Origin of the sequence: Streptomyces sp. NPDC058195 (assembly GCF_042883525.1) — a bacterium.
In the GTDB taxonomy this organism is placed as follows: domain Bacteria; phylum Actinomycetota; class Actinomycetes; order Streptomycetales; family Streptomycetaceae; genus Streptomyces.
Genome location: NZ_JBHVVM010000003.1, coordinates 124,820 through 145,879, shown reverse-complemented (window position 1 = coordinate 145,879; position 21,060 = coordinate 124,820). Strand labels below are relative to the sequence as shown.

18 protein-coding genes are annotated in these 21,060 nt (G+C 71.5%); 13 read left to right on the top strand and 5 right to left on the bottom strand.

Translation table 11 applies throughout. The annotated features are described in order from the left end of the window. The first annotated feature begins 137 nt into the window (after window positions 1–137). The 5 genes from ACFVWY_RS04780 (at window position 138) to ACFVWY_RS04760 (ending at window position 6,499) form a co-directional block, all read left to right on the top strand. Entirely contained in the window at window positions 138–1,244 is a 1,107-nt protein-coding gene (locus ACFVWY_RS04780) for an NAD(P)H-dependent flavin oxidoreductase (protein ID WP_389867328.1), read from the top strand. Further along, a complete protein-coding gene (locus ACFVWY_RS04775) occupies window positions 1,244–2,794 on the top strand; it encodes an acyl-CoA synthetase (RefSeq protein WP_389867326.1) in 1,551 nt (516 codons plus the stop codon). The genes ACFVWY_RS04780 and ACFVWY_RS04775 overlap by 1 nt, the downstream gene beginning before the upstream one ends. 56 nt (window positions 2,795–2,850) lie before the next feature. Next, a complete protein-coding gene (locus ACFVWY_RS04770; RefSeq protein ID WP_389867325.1) occupies window positions 2,851–3,957 on the top strand; it encodes a calcium:proton antiporter in 1,107 nt (368 codons plus the stop codon). A gap of 46 nt (window positions 3,958–4,003) precedes the next feature. Continuing rightward, on the top strand, window positions 4,004–5,515 hold the full coding sequence (locus ACFVWY_RS04765) for an acyl-CoA synthetase (RefSeq protein WP_389867323.1): 1,512 nt from the start codon (window positions 4,004–4,006) through the stop codon (window positions 5,513–5,515). A gap of 324 nt (window positions 5,516–5,839) precedes the next feature. Next, window positions 5,840–6,499 carry a DUF4232 domain-containing protein gene (locus tag ACFVWY_RS04760; protein WP_389867321.1) on the top strand — a complete coding sequence of 220 codons (660 nt, stop codon included), beginning with the start codon at window positions 5,840–5,842 and terminating at the stop codon, window positions 6,497–6,499. Between the two features lie 193 nt (window positions 6,500–6,692). Here the strand turns inward: ACFVWY_RS04760 and paaK are convergent, their stop codons facing one another. Next, window positions 6,693–7,982: a phenylacetate--CoA ligase PaaK gene (paaK, locus tag ACFVWY_RS04755; RefSeq protein ID WP_389867320.1), complete on the bottom strand. Its 1,290-nt coding sequence runs from the start codon at window positions 7,980–7,982 to the stop codon at window positions 6,693–6,695. 171 nt (window positions 7,983–8,153) lie between these two features. On the opposite strand from paaK, the gene ACFVWY_RS04750 reads away from it, so the two are divergent. Next, complete coding sequence (locus ACFVWY_RS04750) at window positions 8,154–9,683, top strand: alpha/beta fold hydrolase (protein WP_389867319.1); 1,530 nt, start codon at window positions 8,154–8,156, stop codon at window positions 9,681–9,683. A 24-nt stretch (window positions 9,684–9,707) separates the two neighbouring features. Here the strand turns inward: ACFVWY_RS04750 and ACFVWY_RS04745 are convergent, their stop codons facing one another. Next, entirely contained in the window at window positions 9,708–11,336 is a 1,629-nt protein-coding gene (locus tag ACFVWY_RS04745) for an FAD-dependent oxidoreductase (RefSeq protein WP_389867317.1), read from the bottom strand. Window positions 11,337–11,602: 266 nt separating this feature from the next. Between ACFVWY_RS04745 and ACFVWY_RS04740 the strand changes: the two genes are divergently transcribed. From ACFVWY_RS04740 to ACFVWY_RS04710, 7 genes are all read left to right on the top strand, one after another. Next, window positions 11,603–12,718: a SchA/CurD-like domain-containing protein gene (locus tag ACFVWY_RS04740; RefSeq protein WP_389867315.1), complete on the top strand. Its 1,116-nt coding sequence runs from the start codon at window positions 11,603–11,605 to the stop codon at window positions 12,716–12,718. Between the two features lie 76 nt (window positions 12,719–12,794). Further along, window positions 12,795–13,229 carry a cupin domain-containing protein gene (locus tag ACFVWY_RS04735; protein WP_389867313.1) on the top strand — a complete coding sequence of 145 codons (435 nt, stop codon included), beginning with the start codon at window positions 12,795–12,797 and terminating at the stop codon, window positions 13,227–13,229. Further along, entirely contained in the window at window positions 13,226–14,494 is a 1,269-nt protein-coding gene (locus ACFVWY_RS04730; protein WP_389867312.1) for a beta-ketoacyl-[acyl-carrier-protein] synthase family protein, read from the top strand. The genes ACFVWY_RS04735 and ACFVWY_RS04730 overlap by 4 nt, the downstream gene beginning before the upstream one ends. Then, window positions 14,491–15,741 (top strand): ketosynthase chain-length factor, encoded by a 1,251-nt coding sequence (locus ACFVWY_RS04725; protein ID WP_389867310.1) that lies wholly within the window; start codon window positions 14,491–14,493, stop codon window positions 15,739–15,741. Before ACFVWY_RS04730 ends, ACFVWY_RS04725 begins: the two co-directional genes overlap by 4 nt. A gap of 15 nt (window positions 15,742–15,756) precedes the next feature. Continuing rightward, a complete protein-coding gene (locus tag ACFVWY_RS04720; protein WP_389867308.1) occupies window positions 15,757–16,014 on the top strand; it encodes an acyl carrier protein in 258 nt (85 codons plus the stop codon). A 1-nt stretch (window position 16,015) separates the two neighbouring features. Continuing rightward, window positions 16,016–16,495 carry an SRPBCC family protein gene (locus tag ACFVWY_RS04715; protein ID WP_389867307.1) on the top strand — a complete coding sequence of 160 codons (480 nt, stop codon included), beginning with the start codon at window positions 16,016–16,018 and terminating at the stop codon, window positions 16,493–16,495. Between the two features lie 85 nt (window positions 16,496–16,580). Further along, entirely contained in the window at window positions 16,581–16,913 is a 333-nt protein-coding gene (locus ACFVWY_RS04710; protein ID WP_389867306.1) for a TcmI family type II polyketide cyclase, read from the top strand. Between the two features lie 72 nt (window positions 16,914–16,985). Here the strand turns inward: ACFVWY_RS04710 and ACFVWY_RS04705 are convergent, their stop codons facing one another. The 3 genes from ACFVWY_RS04705 to ACFVWY_RS04695 form a co-directional block, all read right to left on the bottom strand. Further along, the gene (locus tag ACFVWY_RS04705) at window positions 16,986–18,062 is read right to left on the bottom strand and encodes a methyltransferase (RefSeq protein WP_389867304.1); all 1,077 of its coding nucleotides are present in this window, start codon (window positions 18,060–18,062) and stop codon (window positions 16,986–16,988) included. 35 nt (window positions 18,063–18,097) lie between these two features. Beyond that, window positions 18,098–19,168 (bottom strand): nitrous oxide reductase family maturation protein NosD, encoded by a 1,071-nt coding sequence (locus ACFVWY_RS04700; protein ID WP_389867302.1) that lies wholly within the window; start codon window positions 19,166–19,168, stop codon window positions 18,098–18,100. A 110-nt stretch (window positions 19,169–19,278) separates the two neighbouring features. After that, entirely contained in the window at window positions 19,279–20,907 is a 1,629-nt protein-coding gene (locus ACFVWY_RS04695; protein ID WP_389867300.1) for an acyl-CoA synthetase, read from the bottom strand. Window positions 20,908–21,060: the final 153 nt, after the last annotated feature.

The following is a 21,060-nucleotide window of genomic DNA, read 5'->3' as shown; positions in this document are numbered from 1 at the left end:
CCGACACTGAAACTTCTTTCCGGGGCAGAGGTTACTGTCACCCCTGCCGTCCCGGGGGCCCCATGCGGCAGAAAGAATCTGACTGAGCATCAGAAAATCTCTTCCCTCGGCTGCCCGGCTGCGGCATCCTGCCGCCCATGGAGACGGAGCTGAGCAAGAAACTGGGAGTCGAGCACGCCATCTTCGGCTTCACGCCGTTCCCCGCGGTGGCCGCGGCCATCACCCGGGCCGGTGGATTCGGCGTCCTCGGCGCGGTCCGCTACACCGCCCCCGACGCACTCGCGCGCGACCTCGACTGGATGCAGGAGCACACCGACGGCAAGCCGTACGGGCTCGACGTCGTCATGCCGGCGAAGAAGGTGGAAGGGGTCACCGAGGCCGACGTCGAGGCGATGATCCCGGACGGGCACCGCCGCTTCGTCCAGGACACCCTCGCCAAGCACGGCGTGCCGGAACTGCCCGAGGGCGAGGTGTCCGGCTGGCGGATCACCGGCTGGATGGAGGAGGTCGCCCGCAACCAGCTCGACGTCGCCTTCGACTACCCCATCAGACTTCTCGCCAACGCCCTCGGATCGCCGCCCGCCGACGTCGTGCAGCGCGCCCACGACCGGGGCGTGCTCGTCGCGGCCCTCGCCGGAAGCGCCAAGCACGCCCGCCGCCACGCCGACGCGGGCATCGACATCGTCGTCGCCCAGGGGTACGAAGCGGGCGGCCACACCGGCGAGATCGCCTCCATGGTCCTGGTGCCGGAGGTCGTCGACGCCGTCGGGCCGCTGCCCGTACTCGCCGCCGGAGGCATCGGCAGCGGGGAGCAGATCGCCGCCGGGCTGGCCCTCGGCGCCCAGGGCGCCTGGCTCGGCTCCCTCTGGCTGACCACCGAGGAGGCCGACCTCCACTCCCCGGCACTGACCCGCAAGCTCCTCGCCGCGGGCTCCGGCGACACCGTCCGCTCCCGCGCCCTCACCGGCAAACCCGCCCGCCAGCTCCGTACCGAATGGACCGATGCCTGGGACGACCAGGCCGGACCCGGGCCGCTGCCCATGCCGCTTCAGGGACTGCTGGTCGCCGAGGCCGTCTCACGCATCCAGAAGTACGAGACCGGGGCCCTGCTCGGCACCCCGGTCGGCCAGATCGTCGGCCGGATGAACAGCGAACGCAGCGTGCGGGAGGTCTTCGACGACCTGACCCGCGGCTTCGAACGCGCCGTGGACCGGATCAACCGCATCGCCGGACGGAGCGCCTGATGACACCGCCCCCCAACGGCTTCTGGGCCCAGGCCACCGCCGACCCCGGCCGTACGGTACTGATCGCCCCCGACGGCGAGGCCTGGACGGCCGGACGGCTGCACGCCGCCGCCAACCGCATGGTCCACGGATTACGCGCGGCCGGACTCGAACGCGGCGACGCGTTCGCCGTCGTGCTGCCCAACGGCGTCGAGTTCTTCACCGCCTACCTCGCCGCCTCCCAGGCCGGTCTCTACCTCGTCCCCGTCAACCACCACTTCGTCGGCCCCGAGATCGCCTGGATCGTCGCCGACTCCGGCGCCAAGGTGCTCATCGCCCACGAACGGTTCGCGCAGGCCGCGCGCGAGGCCGCCGAGGAGGCGAAACTGCCCGCGAGCCACCGCTACGCCGTGGGCGCCGTCGACGGCTTCCGCCCGTACGGCGAACTGCTCGAAGGGCAGCCCGAGGACGCGCCGGACGGCCGCACCCTGGGCTGGGTCATGAACTACACCTCGGGCACCACCGGCCGTCCGCGCGGCATCCGCCGCCCGCTGTCCGGCCGCCTCCCCGAGGAGAGCCACCTCGGCGGTTTCCTCGGCATCTTCGGGATCAAACCCTTCGACGGCCATGTCCACCTGGTCTGCTCGCCGCTCTACCACACGGCCGTGCTCCAGTTCGCGGGCGCGTCCCTGCACATCGGCCACCCCCTGGTGCTGATGGACCGGTGGGCCCCCGAGGAGATGCTGCGGCTCATCGACACCCACCGCTGCACCCACACGCACATGGTCCCCACCCAGTTCCACCGCCTCCTCGCCCTGCCCGACGAGGTGAAACGGCGCTACGACGTCACGGCGATGCGGCACGCCATCCACGGTGCCGCGCCCTGCCCCGACCACGTCAAGCGCGCCATGATCGACTGGTGGGGAAAGTGCGTCGAGGAGTACTACGCGGCCAGCGAGGGCGGCGGCGCCTTCGCCACCGCCGACGACTGGCTGAAGAAGCCGGGCACGGTCGGCCGGGCCTGGCCGATCAGCGAACTCGCCGTCTTCGACGACGACGGCAACCGGCTGCCGCCCGGCGAACTCGGCACCGTCTACCTGAAGATGAACACCGGCGGCTTCAGCTACCACAAGGACGAGACCAAGACCCGGAAGAACCGCATCGGCGACTTCTTCACCGTCGGTGACCTCGGCATCCTTGACGAGGACGGCTACCTCTTCCTCCGCGACCGCAAGATCGACATGATCATCTCCGGCGGGGTCAACATCTACCCCGCCGAGATCGAGGGCGTCCTCCTCGGCCACCGGGCCGTCGCCGACGTCGCGGTCTTCGGCATCCCGCACCCCGACTGGGGCGAGGAGGTCAAGGCCGTCGTCGAACCGGCCGAGGGACACCAGGCGGGCCCGGACCTCGCCGAGGCGATCCTGCGCCACTGCGAACAGCGGCTCGCCGGATACAAACGGCCCCGCACGGTCGACTTCATCGACACCATGCCCCGCGACCCCAACGGCAAGCTCTACAAGCGGCGGCTGCGCGACCCGTACTGGGAAGGACGCTCCCGCGCCGTGTGAGCCGGACGGCCGCCGCCCGGCGGCGGCCCCGGCGGCGCTCTGGCAGGGTGAGATCCATGAACGCGCGCACGACGGTCCGGACACTGGCCACCCAGTGGACGGTGGCCGTGCCGGTCGTCGCCGCGCTCGCCCTGGTGTTCAGCTGGGGCCGGGAACTGCCCACACCCGCCGTCGTCGTGGTCGCGCTCTGCCTGGCCGGTGCCATCCTGGCCGCCGTGCACCACGCCGAGGTCATCGCCCACCGGGTCGGGGAACCGTTCGGCTCGCTCGTCCTGGCCGTCGCCGTCACCGTGATCGAAGTGGCCCTCATCGTCACCCTGATGGTGGACGGCGGCCCCAAGACGTCCGCACTGGCCCGCGACACCGTCTTCGCCGCCGTGATGATCACCTGCAACGGGATCGTCGGACTGTCCCTGCTGGTGGGAGCCGTCCGCTCCCGCGTCGCCGTCTTCAACGCCGAAGGCTCCGGGGCGGCCCTCGCCACCGTCGCCACCCTGGCCACACTGAGCCTGGTCCTGCCGACCTTCACCATCGGCAAACCCGGCCCCGAGTTCTCCCCGGCCCAACTGGTCTTCGCCGCCGTCGCCTCGCTCCTCCTGTACGGACTGTTCGTCGCCGTCCAGACGGTCCGGCACCGCGACTACTTCCTGCCCCTCACCCCGGAGGGCGCGCTGAAACCGGACGAGCACCACGCGCCGCTGCCCGGCCGGGGCGCCACCGCCCTCAGCCTGGTGATGCTGCTGATCGCGCTCGTCGCGGTCGTCGGTGACGCCAAGTCCGTCTCCCCGACCATCGAGTCCGGGGTGGAGGCGGCGGGCCTGCCACAGGCGGTGGTCGGTGTCATCATCGCCCTGCTGGTCCTGCTGCCGGAGACCCTGGCCGCGGTACGGGCGGCCCGCCGCGAACGCGTACAGACCAGCCTCAACCTCGCCCTCGGCTCGGCGATGGCCAGCATCGGCCTGACCATCCCGGCCATCGCCCTTGCCTCGATCTGGCTGGACGGCCCGCTCCACCTCGGCCTCGGCGCCACCCACATGGTGCTGCTCGCCCTCACCGTGATGGTCGGCGCGCTGACCGTCGTACCGGGACGGGCCACCCTGCTCCAGGGCGGCGTCCACCTGTCGGTCTTCGCCGCCTTCGTCTTCCTCGCGATCAGCCCCTGACCGCCGAACCCTTGACCAGCGGGTTCTGGCCGCACAGGATCACGCCATGACAGGTGTACGGAGCAGCACAGTCGACGGAGTCCTGGCGCGCAGCGCCCGGCGCACCCCCGGACGGACCGCACTGCGGTACGCCGAGCGGTCATGGAGCTACGCCGAACTCGATACGGCCGTCAGCACCGCCGCCGCCGTCCTCACCGAGGAGCACGGGCTGCGCCCCGGCGACCGGGTCGCCTGCTACGCGCACAACTCCGACGCCTACCTGATCGGCTACCTCGGCTGCGCCCGCGCCGGTCTGGTGCACGTACCGGTCAACCAGAACCTCACCGGCGCCGACCTCGTGTACATCCTCGAACAGTCCGGGAGCGCGCTGGTCCTCACCGACCCGGACCTCACCGGCCGCGTTCCCGGCGCGTTCCCGGTCCGCCCGCTGCGCGACGCCCCGGACTCCCTCCTGGCGGCCACCGCCGTCCCGCGCCCCTTCACCCCGGAACGCGAACCGGCCGCGGGCGACCTCGCGCAGCTGCTCTACACCTCGGGCACCACCGCGCTGCCCAAGGGCGCGATGATGACGCACGGCGCCCTCGTCCACGAGTACGTCAGCGCGGTCACCGCCCTCGACCTGAAGGCCACCGACCGGCCCGTGCACGCACTGCCGCTCTACCACTCCGCGCAGATGCACGTCTTCCTGATGCCGTATCTCGCGGTCGGGGCGCGGAACACCGTCCTGGACGCACCCGACGCGGACCGGATCCTCGGACTGGTCGAGACCGGGGAGGCGGACAGCGTCTTCGCCCCGCCGACGGTCTGGATCGGCATCTCCCAGCACCCCGGTTTCGCCACCCGCGAGCTCGGCGGACTGCGCAAGGCGTACTACGGCGCGTCGATCATGCCGGTACCGGTTCTGGAGCGGCTCCGCGAACGGCTGCCCGCGCTCGCCTTCTACAACTGCTTCGGACAGAGCGAGATCGGTCCGCTCGCCACCGTCCTCGGACCGGACGAGCACGAGGGCCGGATGGACTCCTGCGGACGTCCCGTCCTCTTCGTCGAGGCCCGGGTCGTCGGCGAGGACGGCCAGGAGGTGCCCGACGGCACACCCGGTGAAGTGGTCTACCGCTCGCCCCAGCTGTGTGAGGGCTACTGGGACAAGCCCGAGGAGACCGCGGCGGCCTTCCGCGACGGCTGGTTCCACTCCGGCGACCTCGCGGTACGCGATGCCGAGGGGTACTTCACCGTCGTCGACCGGGTGAAGGACGTCATCAACTCCGGCGGTGTCCTGGTCGCCTCCCGGGAAGTCGAGGACGCCCTCTACACCCACCCGGCCGTCGCCGAGGCCGCTGTCGTCGGCCTCCCCGACGAGCGCTGGATCGAGGCTGTCACCGCCGTCGTCGTGCTGAGAGGCGAGGCGACGGCGGACGAACTCATCGCCCACGCCCGCGAACGGCTCGCCCGCTTCAAGGCCCCGAAGCGGATCCGTTTCGTGGACGCACTGCCCCGCAACGCCAGCGGGAAGATCCTCAAGCGCGAACTCCGCGACCGGTTCGCCCAGGGTCAGTCGTGAAGGCGGCCGACGCGGCGGCAGCGGGCGCACCGGCCGTGGCCAAGGACCGGCCGGTCGCGGGTCTGTCCCCGTAGGCGGCTGCCGGGGAACGGACACGGCACGCACGCGGGACCACCGTCCCGCCCTGGTGCGGCGAGCGGGAGGAGCGGCGAGGGCAGGGCGTTCTCGCCGCCGGGCCGCACGGTGCCCGGCCGTACGTGTGAAAGGGAGGCAGGAACGCACGGCCGGGCGGAACGCCCCGCAGGTCTCGGCGGCCCCTGGCGGTCAGAATCGCTTGTCGGTACCGACTCCGACGAGCAGCCCCCACGGCTTCGAGGAATGACGATGCGCGTTCACCAGCTCACCTTCGCCGCCCTGGCCGCCGCCGCGGCGTTCTCGCTCACGGCCTGCCAGAACGACGAGAACGGCACGGGGCGGACCGGGCCGTCGTCCGCCGCGTACTCCTTTGCCGGTGGTCGGGGATCAGGGGGTTCGGACCAGGGCGACGGGCAGGTCCCGGACGGTCGGGGCGCGGCCGGGGAGGGCACGGCGGCCCGAACCGTCTTCGGCAAGGAGAACGGCGGACGCGGCACGTGCCGCACCGGCGAGCTGGAGATCACGGCGGTGGACGGCACCGTCGGCGGCGACGCCGAGGGCACTGTCGCGGTCGGGCTGAAGAACAGCGGCGGCCGGGACTGCGTGCTCTCCGCGTACGCGGGTGTCGACCTCAAGACCAGCGCGGGGACGGTCTCCGCGAAGCGCACGGGGGAGAAGACCACCGCGATGACGCTCAAGGACGGGAAGTCGGTGTACTTCGGCATCACCTACCCGTTCGACGAGCCGGGCGGCTCCGGCGTCCGGATCACCGGCCTGGTCGTGACCCCGCCGAACGAGACGAAGCCGGTCACCCTCGCCTGGCCGGGCGAGCCCACCCTGCCCGTCACGGACGGCTCCGGCTCCCGGGTGAGGGTCGGCCCGATGGGCAGCGCCGGTCAGGGCGGCTGACCCGCACGCGCCGGGGCCCGGGTTCCCCGGAGGGCGAGGCCATGGCCGTGCCGGCGGACGGCCGGACCGGCCAGGAACACCTCCGCCGCCTGTCCGGGCTGGGACAGGCCGCGCTGGCGGCGTACGGAGGCGGCCTCGTCTGACCGTCCGTGAGACGCCGGGACGCCGGCAGGCCCCGCCCTCCCGCCGCGCGCTACCGCGGACCGCGCTCGTCCACGATCCGGCGGAACTTGCCGACCGACCGCTCCAGCGTCTCCGGACCGACGATCTCGACCCCGACCGACACCCCGATCCCGTCCTTGACGGCCGCCATGATCGATGCCGCGGCGGCCGTCCGCTGCTCCGGGGAGGCCCCGGCCCGCGCCTCCGCGCGCACCGTCAGCACGTCCAGACGGCCCTCGCGGGTCAGCCGCAGCTGGAAGTGCGGCGACACCCCCGGGGTGCGCAGCACGATCTCCTCGATCTGCGTCGGGAAGAGGTTCACCCCGCGCAGGATCACCAGATCGTCGCTGCGTCCGGTCACCTTCTCCATCCGCCGGAACACCCGGGCGGTGCCCGGCAGCAGCCGGGTCAGGTCCCGGGTGCGGTAACGGATCACCGGCATCGCCTCCTTGGTGAGCGAGGTGAAGACCAGTTCGCCCTCCTCCCCCTCGGGAAGCACCTCGCCGGTGAGCGGATCGACCACCTCGGGGTAGAAGTGGTCCTCCCAGATGTGCAGCCCGTCCTTGGTCTCGACGCACTCCTGCGCCACCCCGGGCCCCATCACCTCGGAGAGACCGTAGATGTCGACCGCGTCGATCGCGAACCGCTCCTCGATCTCCCGCCGCATCTCCTGCGTCCACGGCTCGGCGCCGAAGATCCCGGTCTTGAGCGAGGTGGCCCGGGGATCGACGCCCTGCCGCTCGAACTCGTCCAGCAGCGTCAGCATGTACGACGGGGTCACCATGATGATCTCGGGGCGGAAGTCCTGGATCAGCTGGACCTGCCGGGCGGTCATGCCCCCGGAGGCCGGGATGACCGTGCAGCCGAGCCGCTCCGCCCCGTAGTGAGCGCCGAGGCCGCCGGTGAACAGCCCGTATCCGTACGCCACATGAACCTTCTGGCCGGGGCGTCCGCCAGCGGCCCGGATGGAGCGGGCGACCACATCGGCCCAGGTGTCCAGATCCCGCTGGGTGTACCCGACGACGGTCGGGCGGCCCGTGGTCCCGCTGGAGGCGTGGATGCGCCGCACCCGCTCTTCGGGGACGGCGAACATGCCGAAGGGGTAGTTGTCCCGCAGGTCCGCCTTGGTCGTGAAGGGGAAGCGGGCGAGATCGGCGAGGTCGCGGCAGTCCTCGGGGCGCAGCCCGGCGCGGTCGAAGGCGGCGCGGTAGTGGCCGACGTTCTCGTACGCGTGGTGCAGCGTGGCCCGCAGCCGCTCCAGCTGGAGCGCTTCCAGCTCGTCGCGGCCCAGTCGTTCCGCGTCGTCCAGCAGGGACGCCATCGGGATCTCCCTCCTCCGAGCAACGACCGATCATTCGGTCGATCTTTCGGGAGTAGTAATTCAGTCTGATCCAGCGCATGGCAAGAGGCGCGGCACCGCTGATCGCGATCGGTACTTCGCTCATACCGAACAGGGCCGCACGGCCCAGCCGGCCCTGTTTGGATGGCGGGTATGCCGATCTTCCACGCATACGACGGGGCCCGACTCTCCTACCGACTCCTGGGCAAGGGCGAGGGCGCAGCGCTGATCTGCCTGCCGGGCGGGCCGATGCGGGCGGGCGAGTACCTGGGGGACCTCGGCGGGCTCGCCGCCCGCCGCCGGCTCGTGGTGCCGGACCTGCGCGGCTCCGGGTACTGCGCGGTGCCGGACGACCTGTCGACGTACCGCTGCGACCGGCTCGTCGACGATGTCGAGGCGCTGCGCGAACACCTCGGCCAGGAGCGTGTCGACCTGCTCGCCCACTCCGCCGCGGGCAATCTCGCCGCGCTCTACGCCGCCCGCCACCCGCAGCGGCTGCGCACACTGACGCTCGTCACCCCCGGCACCGTGGCGGTGGGCATCGAGGTCACCGAACAGGACTGGTACGAGGCGAGTGACCTGCGGCGCGACGAGCCCTGGTACCCGCGGGCGCGGGCCGCCCTGGACGACTTCCTGGCGGGCGGCGCCCCGGCCGCGGTCCGGGAGGCCGTCGTCCCGTTCGCCTACGGACGCTGGGACGAGACCGCCCGCGCCCACGCTGCCGCCGGGCCCGGACTGACCAACTCCGCAGCCGCCGCCCACTTCTACGCGGACGGGGCCTTCGACCCGCCCGCCACCAGGGCCGCGCTGGGGGCGGTCACCGCACCCGTCCTCGTCCTGGCGGGGGAGTACGACGGCGGGCCCACCCCGGACCGCGCCGCCGAACTGGTCGCGCTCTTCCCCGACGCCGAGTTCGTCGTCCAGCGCGGCGCCGCGCACTTCCCCTGGCTGGACGACCCGGGCGCCTTCGTCCGTACGGTGGAGGCCTTTCTCGACCCCGGCGTCCACAGCGTGCACGCCGGGGGCACGCGGCTCGCCTACCGGGTGTGGGGGGAGCCGTCGGCGCCGCCCGTCGTCCTCGCCCACGGCAGGTGCGGCGACAGCCGCACCTGGACCCGGATCGCCGAGGACCTCGCGGCCGAGTACCGGGTGTACGCCTTCGACTTCCGCGGCCACGGACTCAGCGACTGGCCCGGACGCTATTCCCTCGAACTGTTCCGTGACGATCTGCACGCCTTCCTGGAGGCCCGCAACCTGGCCGGGGCCACCGTCGTCGGGCACTCCATGGGGGGCGCCGCCGCCTATCTGCTCGCGGAGCGGGAGCCGGGGCTGATCGGGCGGCTCGTCCTGGAGGAGGCGCCGCCGCCGTTCCCGCTCGACCCGCCGCGAGGCCCCGCCGTACGGCCCGACGGGGAGCTGGACTACGACTGGCCCGTGGTGCCGTCCACCGACGCCCAGCTGAACGCGCCGGACCCCGAGGCGCGGGACCGCCTCGGGGAGATCACCGCCCCGACCCTCGTCATCGGCGGTGGCCCCACCAGCCACGTCGACCAGGAGCGGCTGGTCTGGCTGGCGGGGCGGATACCCGGCGGCCGGTTCAGAACCATTGACACCGGCCACCTCGTCCACGCCGACCGCCCCGACGCGTTCCTCGCGGCGCTGAGGGAGTTCGGCCTGGCCTGAAGGGCGGCGGGCAGCGGCGGCGGGTCAGGTGCGGCACAGCAGAGAGGCCAGGACCTCGTACAGGGTCTGCTCGGCATCCGCCACCGGCCCCGCCGACCGCCAGGCCACGAAGGCGTCGGGGCGCACCAGCACGGCTCCCCGGTTCGTCGCCCCGTGTGCCTCGGCCCAGTCGACGCCGTTCTCCGGCTCCAGATCGGAGCCGGGTCCGATGCCGTACGCCGGGAGCCGGACCGAGAGCCGGGCGGCGACCCGCTCCGCCGCCGGACGCCACACCTCGTCCTCACCGTCCGTGAGCAGTACCAGCGTCTGCTCGTACAGATCGAGTGTGGACTTGCGCTCGCCGCCCTGACGGACCCACAGATGCGGTGCGCGACTACCCGGTTCACCGTTCAACCGCACGCCCTGCGGCACCACCGGCTCCCCGGGGTCGGTACCGAGCACCGCGCCCTGGGGGTAGCGGTAGCCCAGCGCCACGCTCAGCATGCCGCCCTGCCGCCCGCCGCCCACCCCGGGCGCCGCCGCGTACCCCGGGTGGCTGTGCTCGCTGGAGCGCGCCGACGCCCGCGCGCTCGTCGCCCGTGCCACTGGAAGCCGTTCCGCCTCGTAGCTGTCCAGCAGCCCCGGACCCGCCTCGCCCTTCAGTACGGCCGCCAGCTTCCAGGCCAGGTTGTGCGCGTCCTGGATGCCGGTATTGGAGCCGAACGCCCCGGTGGGGGACATCTCGTGCGCCGAGTCACCGGCGAGGAAGACCCGCCCGGAGGCGTACCGCTCGGCGACCCGCTCGGCGGCGTGCCACGGGGCCTTGCCGGTGATCTCGATGTCCAGGTGCGGCGCGCCCACCGCCGTACGGATGTGCCGGGCGCACCGCTCGTCGGTGAAGTCCTCCAGCGTCTCCCCGAGTTCGGGCTTCCACGGCGCGTGGAACACCCAGTCCCGCTTGTTGTCGACCGGCAACAGGGCGCCGTCCGCCTCGGGGTTGGTCAGGTAGCAGACGATGAAGCGACGGTCTCCCAGCACATCGGCGAGCCGCAGCGAGCGGAAGGTGATGCTGACGTTGTGGAAGAGGTCCCCGGGGCCCGTCCGGCCGATCCGCAGCTGGTCGCGGATGGGGCTGCGCGGCCCGTCTGCCGCGATGAGGTAGTCCGCGCGCACACTGATGTGCTCGCCGGTCTCCCGGTTCTTCAGCGCCGCGTGCACCCCCGAGGGGTCCTGGTCGAAGCTCTGCATCTCGGTCGAGAACCGAAGATCGCCGCCCTGCTTCCGGGCCTGCTCCAGCAGCACCGGCTCCAGGTCGTTCTGGCTGCACAGGCACCAGCCGGTCGGGCTGAAGCGGCCGATCCCCCCGCCCGGGTCGATCTCCTTGAACAGCCACTCCTGGTCGTCCCCGGTCAGCGAACCGGCCTGCAGGATGCCGTGGTTGTCGGCGAGGACGGTGGCCGCCCGGCGGATGCCCTCCTCGGCGCCCGCCGTGCGGAACACCTCCATCGTGCGGACGTTGTTGCCACGGCCGCGCGGGTGGGTCGAGGTGGCCCGGTGTTTCTCGACCAGCAGGTGTTCGATCCCGAGCCGGCCGAGGAAGACGGACGCGGACAGGCCCACCAGAGAGCCGCCCACAATGAGGACCGGTACGCGCATGTCGACGTTCTCGTTCATCAGCTGCTCCTGCTCGGACGCCGTTCGGATGCATTGTTCAATGCCCTGGTGAGAGCGGTTCGGACGGCTGCTCACCTGAACGGTTCATAAATCTCGCGCCACCCGGACCAGCGTTTCACGATCGGTCACGGAGACGATGCCCGCGGCCCTGACGCGGACCACGCACGTTCGCCGGGAGAGACCCCGCTCCGAAACCACTCGCCAACCGACGGCCGACGGCAGGCCAGCAGACCCGCCCGCCGGACCGTCTCGAAGGAGTTCGAAAGATGACCACCACCCTCTCGGAACGGATCTCCCAGTCGGCCTTCGACGGTTCCCGGCTCCGCGTCGTCCTCCTCCTGGACCTCTACGACGGGGCCCAGAAGCAGTTCCTGGAGGCCTACGAGCACATGCGCAACCAGGTGGCGTCCGTCCCCGGCCACCTCAGCGACCAGCTCTGCCAGTCCATCGAGAACCCCTCCCAGTGGCTGATCACCAGCGAGTGGGACAGCGCGCCGCCCTTCCTCGCGTGGGTGAACAGCGAGGAGCACGTCGCGACCGTCCAGCCGCTGCACAACTGCGTACGCGACACCCGTTCGCTGCGCTTCAGCGTCCTGCGGGAGACCGGCAAGGCCTTCGAGATGGCGCCGGAGTCGGCCAAGGGCCGCCTCCAGGCCTCCCCGCGCCTGGGCGACGGGGTGGTGCGGCACGCGCTCACCTTCACCGTGCGGCCCGGCACCGAGGAGATCGTGGCGAAGATCCTGGCCGACTACGAGTCCCCCAACGCCCGGGTCGACGCGGGTACCCGGCTGCGCCGCACCTCCCTTTTCATGCACGGCAACCGCGTCGTGCGGGCCGTCGAGGTCGAGGGCGACCTGCTCGCCGCGTTGCGCCATGTCGCCCGGCAGCCCGAGATCAGGGCCGTCGAGGAGGCGATCAACCCGTATCTGGAGCAGGACCGGGACCTCAGCGACCCGGACTCCGCCCGGATGTTCTTCACCCGGGCGGCGCTCCCCACCGTCCACCACGTGACCGCGGGCCGTCACCGGGCGGAGGACGTCCGCCGCCACGCCCTCTTCTACCAGGCCAAGGAGGGCTGCGGTATGGCCCTCGCCCGGCTCCTCGCCGAACAGGACGAGGAGGCCGCCGAGAACCCGGCGAGCATCATCGAGAGCAGCACCATCTTCCAGCGCGACGATGTCGTCGTCCGCCTCCTCGAAGCGGTCGGACCGATCGACGCCCAGGCCGCCCAGGTGGTGGGTGTCGACGGCACCGGCAAGGAGGCCCGGCTCGGACGCCTCCTCGACAGCGACGCCGTGCCCACCGACGAGCCGGGGCTCGCGCGCTTCCTCGAAGAGTCCGAGATGACCCTGATCACGGATCGGCGGGCCATGGAGTCCTGAACCGCGCATCCGCACCCTGGGGGGTTCTCGCTCAACCCGTCGACACAACACGCAATGCGCCAGGAGGAGAACAGACATGACCACGCACCGGCCACGCATCGTGGACCTCAGCGAGACGCAGCCCAACCGCAGGCGCGGCGGTGATCTCCGCGCCATGCTCACGCCCACCGCGGTCGGGGCCACCAGCGGCTTCATGGGGCTGGCGATCGTTCAGCCCGGCGACCGCATCGGCGAGCACTACCACCCGTACTCCGAGGAGTTCGTGTACGTGGTGAACGGTCTGCTGGAGGTGGACCTCGACGGTGAGCCGTACCGGATGCGCCCCGACCAGGGGCTGCTCATCCCGCCCCATGTGCGCCACCGGTTCCGCAACGTGGGTGACATCGAGGCGCGCATGGTCTTCCACCTCGGCCCGCTCGCCCCGCGCCCGGAGCTCGGCCACGTCGACACCGAGCAGACCGAATCCGCCGACCGCGTCGCCCCGCCGGAACGAACGGAGGCGGCCTCATGACCCGCCGCGTGGCGGTCACCGGTGTCGGCGTCGTCGCCCCCGGCGGCATCGGCGCCCCCGCTTTCTGGGACCTCCTCGCCAACGGACGTACCGCGACCAGGGGCATCACGCTCTTCGACCCGACCGGCTTCCGCTCCCGGATCGCCGCCGAGTGCGACTTCGACCCGGCGGCCCACGGACTGGACGCCGACACCGTCGCGCGGCAGGACCGCTACGTCCAGTTCGCGATGGTGGCCGCCCGGGAGGCCCTCGCCGACGCGGGCATCGACCCGGAGACGGTGGACCCCTGGCGCATGGGGGTGTCGCTGGGCACCGCGGTCGGCGGCACCACCCGGCTGGAGCACGACTACGTCGCCGTCAGCGAGCACGGCGCCCGCTGGGACGTCGACCACCAGAAGGCCGGACGCCATCTGGAACGCGCGTTCTCGCCCAGCACCCTGGCCTCCGCGGTGGCCGAGCAGGTCGGCGCGCACGGCCCGGTGCAGACCGTCTCCACGGGCTGCACCTCCGGGCTCGACGCGATCGGCTACGCCTTCCAGTCCGTCGAGGAGGGCCGCGTCGACGTCTGTGTAGCCGGGGCGTCCGACTCACCGATCACCCCGATCACCGTGGCGTGCTTCGACGCGATCAAGGCCACCTCGGCCAACAACGACGACGCCGAGCACGCCTCCCGGCCGTTCGACGCGCGCCGGGACGGTTTCGTGATGGGCGAGGGCGGCGCCGTCCTGATCCTGGAGGAGCTGGAGCACGCCCGCGCGCGCGGCGCCACGGTGTACTGCGAGATCTCGGGCTACGCCACCTTCGGCAACGCGTACCACATGACCGGGCTCACCCCCGAGGGCCTGGAGATGGCCGAGGCGATCAACCGGGCACTGGCCCACGCCCGGATGGACGGTTCGCGGATCGACTACGTCAACGCCCACGGCTCGGGCACCAAGCAGAACGACCGGCACGAGACGGCCGCCGTGAAGCGGGCCCTGGGCGCACACGCCTTCGACATCCCGATGAGCTCGATCAAATCCATGGTCGGCCACTCGCTGGGAGCGATCGGGGCGATAGAAATCGCGGCCTGCGTACTCGCCCTGGTGCACCAGACGGTGCCGCCGACGGCGAACTACGAGAGCCCCGACCCCGAATGCGACCTCGACTACGTGCCGCGCACCGCACGGCCCCTGAAGCTGCGCAGCGTCCTCTCGGTGGGCAGCGGATTCGGCGGATTCCAGTCAGCCGTGGCCCTGACCCGAACAGGTGGGAGGACACCATGAGCACCCGCAAGGCCCGGCGCACCGTCGTCACCGGCATCGGGGTGGTCGCCCCCAACGGCACCAACACCGAAGCCTTCTGGAAGCTGACCCACGAAGGCATGAGCGTCCTGGACCGGGTCACCCGCGAGGGGTGCGAGCATCTGCCCCTGCGGGTCGCCGGTGAGGTACGGGGATTCGAGGCGGCCGGACTGATCGAGGAACGCTACCTCGTCCAGACCGACAAGTTCACGCACTTCGCGATGGCCGCCGCCGACATCGCCCTGGAGGACGCCCGGCTCGGCCGCGCCGACTACGAGGAATCACCCTTCGACATCGGAGTGGTGACCGCCGCCGGATCGGGCGGCGGCGAGTTCGGCCAGCGCGAGCTCCAGCGGCTCTGGGGCCAGGGCTCCACCTACGTGGGCCCGTACCAGTCGATCGCCTGGTTCTACGCGGCCAGCACCGGCCAGATCTCCATCCGCGGCGGGTTCAAGGGGCCGTGCGCGGTGGTGGCCAGCGACGAGGCGGGCGGTCTGGACGCGCTGGCGCACGCTGCCCGTTCGATCCGCGGCGGTGCCGAAGCGGTGGTCGTCGGCGCGGCCGAGGCCCCGCTGGCGCCGTACTCGGTCGTCTGCCAGCTCGGCTACGACGACCTGAGCACCGCCGAGGACCCCACCCGCGCCTACCGTCCGTTCACCTCGGACGCCCGCGGCTTCGTGCCGGCCGAGGGCGGCGCCATGCTGGTGGTCGAGGAGGAGCAGTCGGCGCGTCGGCGCGGCGCCAAGGTGCGGGCGGAACTGGCCGGACACGCCGCCACGTTCACCGGCGCGGCCAGGTGGGAGGAGTCCCGGGAGGGCCTCGCCCAGGCGATCATCGGCGCCCTGCGGGAGGCCGACTGCGCGCCCGAGGAGATCGATGTCGTCTTCGCGGACGCCCTCGGTGTGCCGGCGGCCGACCGGGCCGAGGTACTGGCGATCGCCGACGCCCTCGGCGCACACGGCAGCCGGGTGCCGGTGACGGCGCCCAAGACCGGGATCGGACGTGCCTACTGCGGGGCGCCGGTGCTGGACGTGGCAGCCGCGGTGCTCTCGATGGAGAACGCGCTGATACCGCCCACCCCGAACGTCTTCGAGGTGTGCCACGACATCGACGTGGTGACCGGCAGCGCCCGCCCCGCCGAACTGCGCACGGCGCTGGTGCTCAGCCGCGGGCTCATGGGCTCGAACGCGGCGATGGTGCTGCGGTGCGTCACCGACCCCCGAATGTGACAAGGAGAAATCCTGATGACCGACCCACTGACCTACACGGAACTCGCCGCCCTGATGAAGAAGGGCGCCGGGGTCACCGTCGATCCGCGCGACATGGAACAGCGCCCCGGCTCGGCCTTCGACGAGTACGGCCTGGACTCCCTGGGCCTGCTCGGCATCGTGGGCGTGCTGGAGAACCGGCACGGCCGGGCACTGCCGACCGACGCCGACCGCTGCAAGACCCCGCAGGAGTTCCTCGACCTCGTCAACAACAGCCTCATGACAGGAGCCTGACGTGCCCGGACACACCGAGAACGAGATCACCATCGCCGCCCCGCTGGACCTGGTCTGGGACGTGACGAACGACCTGGAGAACTGGCCCCGGCTGTTCAGCGAGTACGCCGCGGTGGAGGTCATCGAGCGGGACGGGGACAGCACCACCTTCCGCCTGACGATGCACCCCGACGAGAACGGCAAGGTGTGGAGCTGGGTCTCCGAACGGACCGTGGACCGTGCCACGCGCACCGTACGTGCCCGTCGCGTCGAACCCGGCCCGTTCCAGCACATGAACATCCGGTGGGAGTACGCGGAAGTGCCCGGCGGTACCAGGATGCACTGGGCACAGGACTTCGCGATGCGCCCCGACGCCCCGGTGGACGACGCCTGGATGACCGACAACATCAACCGCAACTCCAAGGTCCAGATGGAGCTGATCCGGGACAAGATCGAGCAGCGCGACCGCGAGCGCCGCACCGCCCCGGTCGGGGCCAGCTGACCCGCCGTCCGCCCACGGTCCGCCGCCCGCCCACGGTCCGCCGTCCGGCCGGGCGGCGGACCAGTACCCAGAAAGGCACCTCCCGATGCACCACGCCCTGATCGTCGCCCGGATGGCACCGGGCTCAGCGCCGGACATCGCCGAGCTGTTCGCCGCGTCCGACAGCACCGAACTGCCGCACCTGGTCGGTGTCACCCGGCGCAAGCTCTTCCAGTTCGGCGATGTCTATCTGCATCTGATCGAGTCCGAGCGCCCGCCCGGCCCCGAGATCGCGAAGGTGACCGAGCACCCGGAGTTCAAGGCCATCAGCGACAAGCTCACCGCGTACGTCAGCGCGTACGACCCGGAGACCTGGCGCGGGCCCAAGGACGCCATGGCCCACGAGTTCTACCGGTGGGAGCGCGCCACCCCCGCCTGAGACCCGCGGAAATGCCCCGGGCCCGGCCGCACGGCCGGGCCCGGGGCATTTCGGCATGCCCGAAACGGAAGGTCAGTCGGGAACCACGCACTCGAACGCGTGGAGGTAGGCGTTGACGGGGACGACGTCACCGATCAGCAGACCGGCGTCGGAGATCCGGGTGACCAGGCTCTCCCGGGTGTGCTTCGCACCGCCGACGTTGAGGAGCAGCAGCAGGTCCATCGCGGTGGTGAACCGCATCGAGGGGGTGTCGTCGACCAGGTTCTCGATGATCACGACCCGGGCGCCCGGCCGGGCGGCGGCGACGATGTTGCGCAGCGTACGGCGGGTGCTGTCGTCGTCCCACTCCAGGATGTTCTTGATGATGTACAGGTCGGCCCGGACCGGGATCGCCTCACGGCAGTCCCCGGCGACGATCCGGGTCCGCTCCACGAGCGGACCCTGGTCCCGCAGCCGCGCGTCCGCCCTGGCCACCACGCCCGGCAGGTCCATCAGAGTGCCGTGGAGCGAGGGGTGCTTCTCCAGCAGGCTCGCCACGACATGGCCCTGGCCGCCGCCGATGTCGGCGACCGAGGACACCCCGGTGAGGTCGAGGAGTTCGGCGACGTCCAGCGCGGACTGCACGCTGGAGGTGGTCATCGCGCGGTTGAAGACCTGCGCGGACTCGTGGGCGTCCTGGTGCAGGTGGTCGAAGAACCCCTTGCCGTACACGTCCTCGAAGACGCTCCGGCCGGTGCGCACCGCGTCGTCCAGACGCGGCCACACGCCCCAGGTCCAGGGCTCCGTGCACCACAGCGAGATGTCGCGCAGGCTGTGCGGGTCGTCCTCGCGCAGCAGCCGGGACATCTCGGTGTGGGCGAACCGCCCGTCCGGCGTCTCGGCGAAGATCCCGTAGCAGGCCAGGGCCCGCAGCAGCCGCCGCAGCGGAACCGGCTCGGCCTTCACCAGGTCCGCGAGTTCCTGTGCCGTGGCCGGTGCCTCGCCCAGCGCGTCGGCGACGCGCAGCCGGGCAGCGGCGCGCACGGCTGCGGCTCTGGCCGCGCCGAAGACCAGCTCCCGCAGCTGCATGGCCGGCTGCGGGGGAGCGACGGGATGCGGGAGGGAGGTGTGTGCGGGGGCGGGGGAGGGGTTGGGGCTCACGGTGGTCATGCTGTCTCGCTTCTCCTCGTGCGGCGGCGCACCGGTCAGCACATCCCGGCCGGTGCGGATGTGGCGCAGATGTTGGCGGTGAAGGTGTTGTCCTTTCCGGTGTCCCCGTTGGTGAGGTCGGCCGGCTTGTTGTCGAGGACGACGTTGTCGCTGATGGTGTTGCCGGTGTTCTTGGTGCCCACGAAGCTCTTGAACAGGACGACACCGCCCGACATCGGAGAGGTGCCGGAGTTCTCGCGGATCGTGTTCGAGCGCACCTGGGTGTCCGCGGCGCCGGTGAGCACGATGCCGGATCCCTGAAGGGCCGACAGCCGCTCGGTGGCGGAGCAGAACTTGTTGTTGCCGGTGACCGTGTTGGACTCGATGGTCATGGCCCCGGCCTGCGGCTTGCCCTCGTCGCCGACGACGAACATGCCGGTGCAGTTGCCGGTGGCGGTGTTGTGGTGGACGGACAAATTGCGTACCCGCCGGGCGGTGAAACCGATCCGGTTGCCGGTGAGGGTGTTGTGGCTCAGTTCGGTGCCCCGGGTGTCGGTCGCGCCGCCCTCCTCGTCGACGGTGTTGGCGACGAAGACGCCCGCGTCGCCGTTGGAACGGGCGGTGTTGCGCGTGAACAGGCCGCGGGTGGAACGCTCCTGGGCGATGCCCCAGACACCGTTGTGCTCGGCGGTCACGCGGCGGACGGTCAGCAGGTCGGTCCCGGAGGCCCAGACACCGTTCTTCGTGAATCCGGAGACGGTCAGCGATTCGATCCGGACACCGTCCACGGTTTCGCCCGCCGCGCCCAGGACGCAGACGCCGTTGCCCGCCTTCGCGCAGGCGTCGGCGGCGGCCCGGGTGCCGGCCTCGGCCGGACGGATGACGGTGCGGCTGCCGGAGCCGCGCAGGGTGAGCCCGGAGGTGGTGATCCGTACGCTCTCCCGGTAGGTGCCCGGCAGGACGATGACGGTGTCGCCCGGCCGGGCGGTGTCCACCGCCCGCTGAATCGATTCGCCCGGATGCACCACCCGCGCGCTGGGGGAGGAGGCGGCGGGCTGGGCCATGCCCACCGTCGCGGCCGAGAGGGCCGCGACCGGGGCCAGGATCATGATGGTTCGTTTCCTCATGAGCCGAAGCTATGGGCGATCTCCCCCGGTTGCCACACAGAGTGAGCGGATGGGTTCGGTACGTGCCCGAATGGCTTACACCGGTGCCCCGGACCGGCGGCCGGGCGGACTCACGCCCCGGGCTCCTGGCGGGGTGCGACGACCGAGCGGGCCCAGCGGTAGTCGGCCTTGCCGCTCGGCGAGCGCTGGATGGTGCGGGCGATCACCAGGCTGCGCGGGATCTTGTAGCCCGCCAGGCGGCTGCGGCAGTGCGCCTGGAGCTGGTCGAGCGACGGCTCGGCCGCCCCTTCGCGCAGCTGCACCACCGCCGCGACCCGGTTGCCCCACCGCGGGTCGGGCACCGCGGCGACCAGCACGTCGTACACGTCGGGATGGGCCTTGATCGCCTGCTCGACCTCCTCCGGGTACACCTTCTCGCCCCCGGTGTTGATGCACTGCGAACCCCGGCCCAGGACTGTGACGATCCCGTTCTCGTCGACCGTCGCCATGTCCCCGAGCAGCACCCAGCGCTCCCCGTCCCGGCTGAAGAAGGTCTCCGCCGTCTTCTGCGGGTCGTTGTAGTAGCCGAGGGGCACGTGCCCGCGCTGGGCGAGCCGCCCCGGCACGCCCAGGGCCACCGGCTCGTGTGTGGCCGGATCAACCACCGCCGTACGGGAGTTGACCTGGAGCCGGAACCCCCTCTCCGGACCCGAGTCGGCCGTCGCGGTGCCGTTGAAGCCGGATTCCGAGGAACCGAAGTTGTTCAGCAGCATCACCGTCGGCACGAGCTCCTGGAACTCCGCGCGCACCGAATCCGACATGATCGCGCCGGAGCTGGACACGGAGAACAGCGAGGAGCAGTCGGTGCCCTTCAGCGGGCCCCTCAGCGCGTCGATCAGCGGCCGCAGCATCGCGTCGCCGACCAGCGACACACTGGTCACCTTCTCCTTCTCGATCGTACGGAGCACTTCCTCCGGCGCGAACTTGCGGTGCACCACCACCCGCTGCCCGAAGTTGAAGCCGATGAAGGCGGTGAGCGTCGACGTGCCGTGCATCAGCGGGGGAGTGGGGAAGAACGTGATCCCCTCACCGCCCGCGGCGACCCGCTCGGCCAGCTCCTGCGGGGACTTCACCGGATCGCCGGTCGGAGCGCCCCCGCCCATGCCGGAGAAGAAGAGGTCCTCCTGGCGCCACATCACGCCCTTGGGCATGCCGGTGGTGCCACCGGTGTAGATGATGAACTGATCGTCCGCGGAACGCGGCGGGAATCCGCGCTCAGGGCTTCCGGACGCCTCGGCGTCGGTGAACGCGACGGCCTCCGGGCCCCGTGCCCCCGGCCCGGGAGTCCCCACCCTCACCAGGTGCCGGAGGGCCGGTGCCTTCGGGGCGGCGGTGGCCACCCGCTCGTCGAACTCGGCGTCGAAGACCAGTGCGGCCAGGTCCGCGTCACGGTAGAGGTAGGTCAGTTCCTCCTCCACGTAGCGGTAGTTCACGTTGACCGGCACGATCCTGGCCTTCAGGCAGGCCAGGACGGTCTGGAGGTACTCCACCCCGTTGTAGAGGTGCAGCCCCAGGTGCTCGCCGGGCGCGATGCCCGCCTCGATCAGGTGGTGCGCGACACGGTTGGCCGCCGCGTCCAGCTCCGCGTAGGTCAGCCGGCGCTCCGCACCTGTACCGGGGTGGTCGAGGCCGACGAGCGCCTCGCGTTCCGGGACCGCGTCGACCACCGACTCGAACAGGTCGGCAAGGTTGTACTCCACCAATTCCTCCTGACCCCGGAAGCTGACTGGCTCGGCGGTCATTAGAGCGCCGGTGGACGCAACTGTGAAGAGTGCCGTCGAGGAAATCTGACTGGTTGTCAGAAAACTATTGAACTGGACCCCGGCCTACTGCAACCTGTTCTAGGTCTTAGA

Excerpts from the sequence above, each read along its gene's own strand:
- ACFVWY_RS04750 (WP_389867319.1), top strand. The coding sequence starts at position 8,154 with ATGCCGATCTTCCACGCATACGACGGGGCCCGACTCTCCTACCGACTC.
- ACFVWY_RS04765 (WP_389867323.1), top strand. The coding sequence starts at position 4,004 with ATGACAGGTGTACGGAGCAGCACAGTCGACGGAGTCCTGGCGCGCAGC.
- ACFVWY_RS04775 (WP_389867326.1), top strand. The coding sequence starts at position 1,244 with ATGACACCGCCCCCCAACGGCTTCTGGGCCCAGGCCACCGCCGACCCC.
- ACFVWY_RS04780 (WP_389867328.1), top strand. The coding sequence starts at position 138 with ATGGAGACGGAGCTGAGCAAGAAACTGGGAGTCGAGCACGCCATCTTC.
- paaK (WP_389867320.1), bottom strand. The coding sequence starts at position 7,982 with ATGGCGTCCCTGCTGGACGACGCGGAACGACTGGGCCGCGACGAGCTG.
- ACFVWY_RS04760 (WP_389867321.1), top strand. The coding sequence starts at position 5,840 with ATGCGCGTTCACCAGCTCACCTTCGCCGCCCTGGCCGCCGCCGCGGCG.
- ACFVWY_RS04720 (WP_389867308.1), top strand. The coding sequence starts at position 15,757 with ATGACCGACCCACTGACCTACACGGAACTCGCCGCCCTGATGAAGAAG.
- ACFVWY_RS04705 (WP_389867304.1), bottom strand. The coding sequence starts at position 18,062 with ATGACCACCGTGAGCCCCAACCCCTCCCCCGCCCCCGCACACACCTCC.
- ACFVWY_RS04740 (WP_389867315.1), top strand. The coding sequence starts at position 11,603 with ATGACCACCACCCTCTCGGAACGGATCTCCCAGTCGGCCTTCGACGGT.
- ACFVWY_RS04730 (WP_389867312.1), top strand. The coding sequence starts at position 13,226 with ATGACCCGCCGCGTGGCGGTCACCGGTGTCGGCGTCGTCGCCCCCGGC.
- ACFVWY_RS04725 (WP_389867310.1), top strand. The coding sequence starts at position 14,491 with ATGAGCACCCGCAAGGCCCGGCGCACCGTCGTCACCGGCATCGGGGTG.
- ACFVWY_RS04710 (WP_389867306.1), top strand. The coding sequence starts at position 16,581 with ATGCACCACGCCCTGATCGTCGCCCGGATGGCACCGGGCTCAGCGCCG.
- ACFVWY_RS04735 (WP_389867313.1), top strand. The coding sequence starts at position 12,795 with ATGACCACGCACCGGCCACGCATCGTGGACCTCAGCGAGACGCAGCCC.
- ACFVWY_RS04770 (WP_389867325.1), top strand. The coding sequence starts at position 2,851 with ATGAACGCGCGCACGACGGTCCGGACACTGGCCACCCAGTGGACGGTG.
- ACFVWY_RS04745 (WP_389867317.1), bottom strand. The coding sequence starts at position 11,336 with ATGAACGAGAACGTCGACATGCGCGTACCGGTCCTCATTGTGGGCGGC.
- ACFVWY_RS04700 (WP_389867302.1), bottom strand. The coding sequence starts at position 19,168 with ATGAGGAAACGAACCATCATGATCCTGGCCCCGGTCGCGGCCCTCTCG.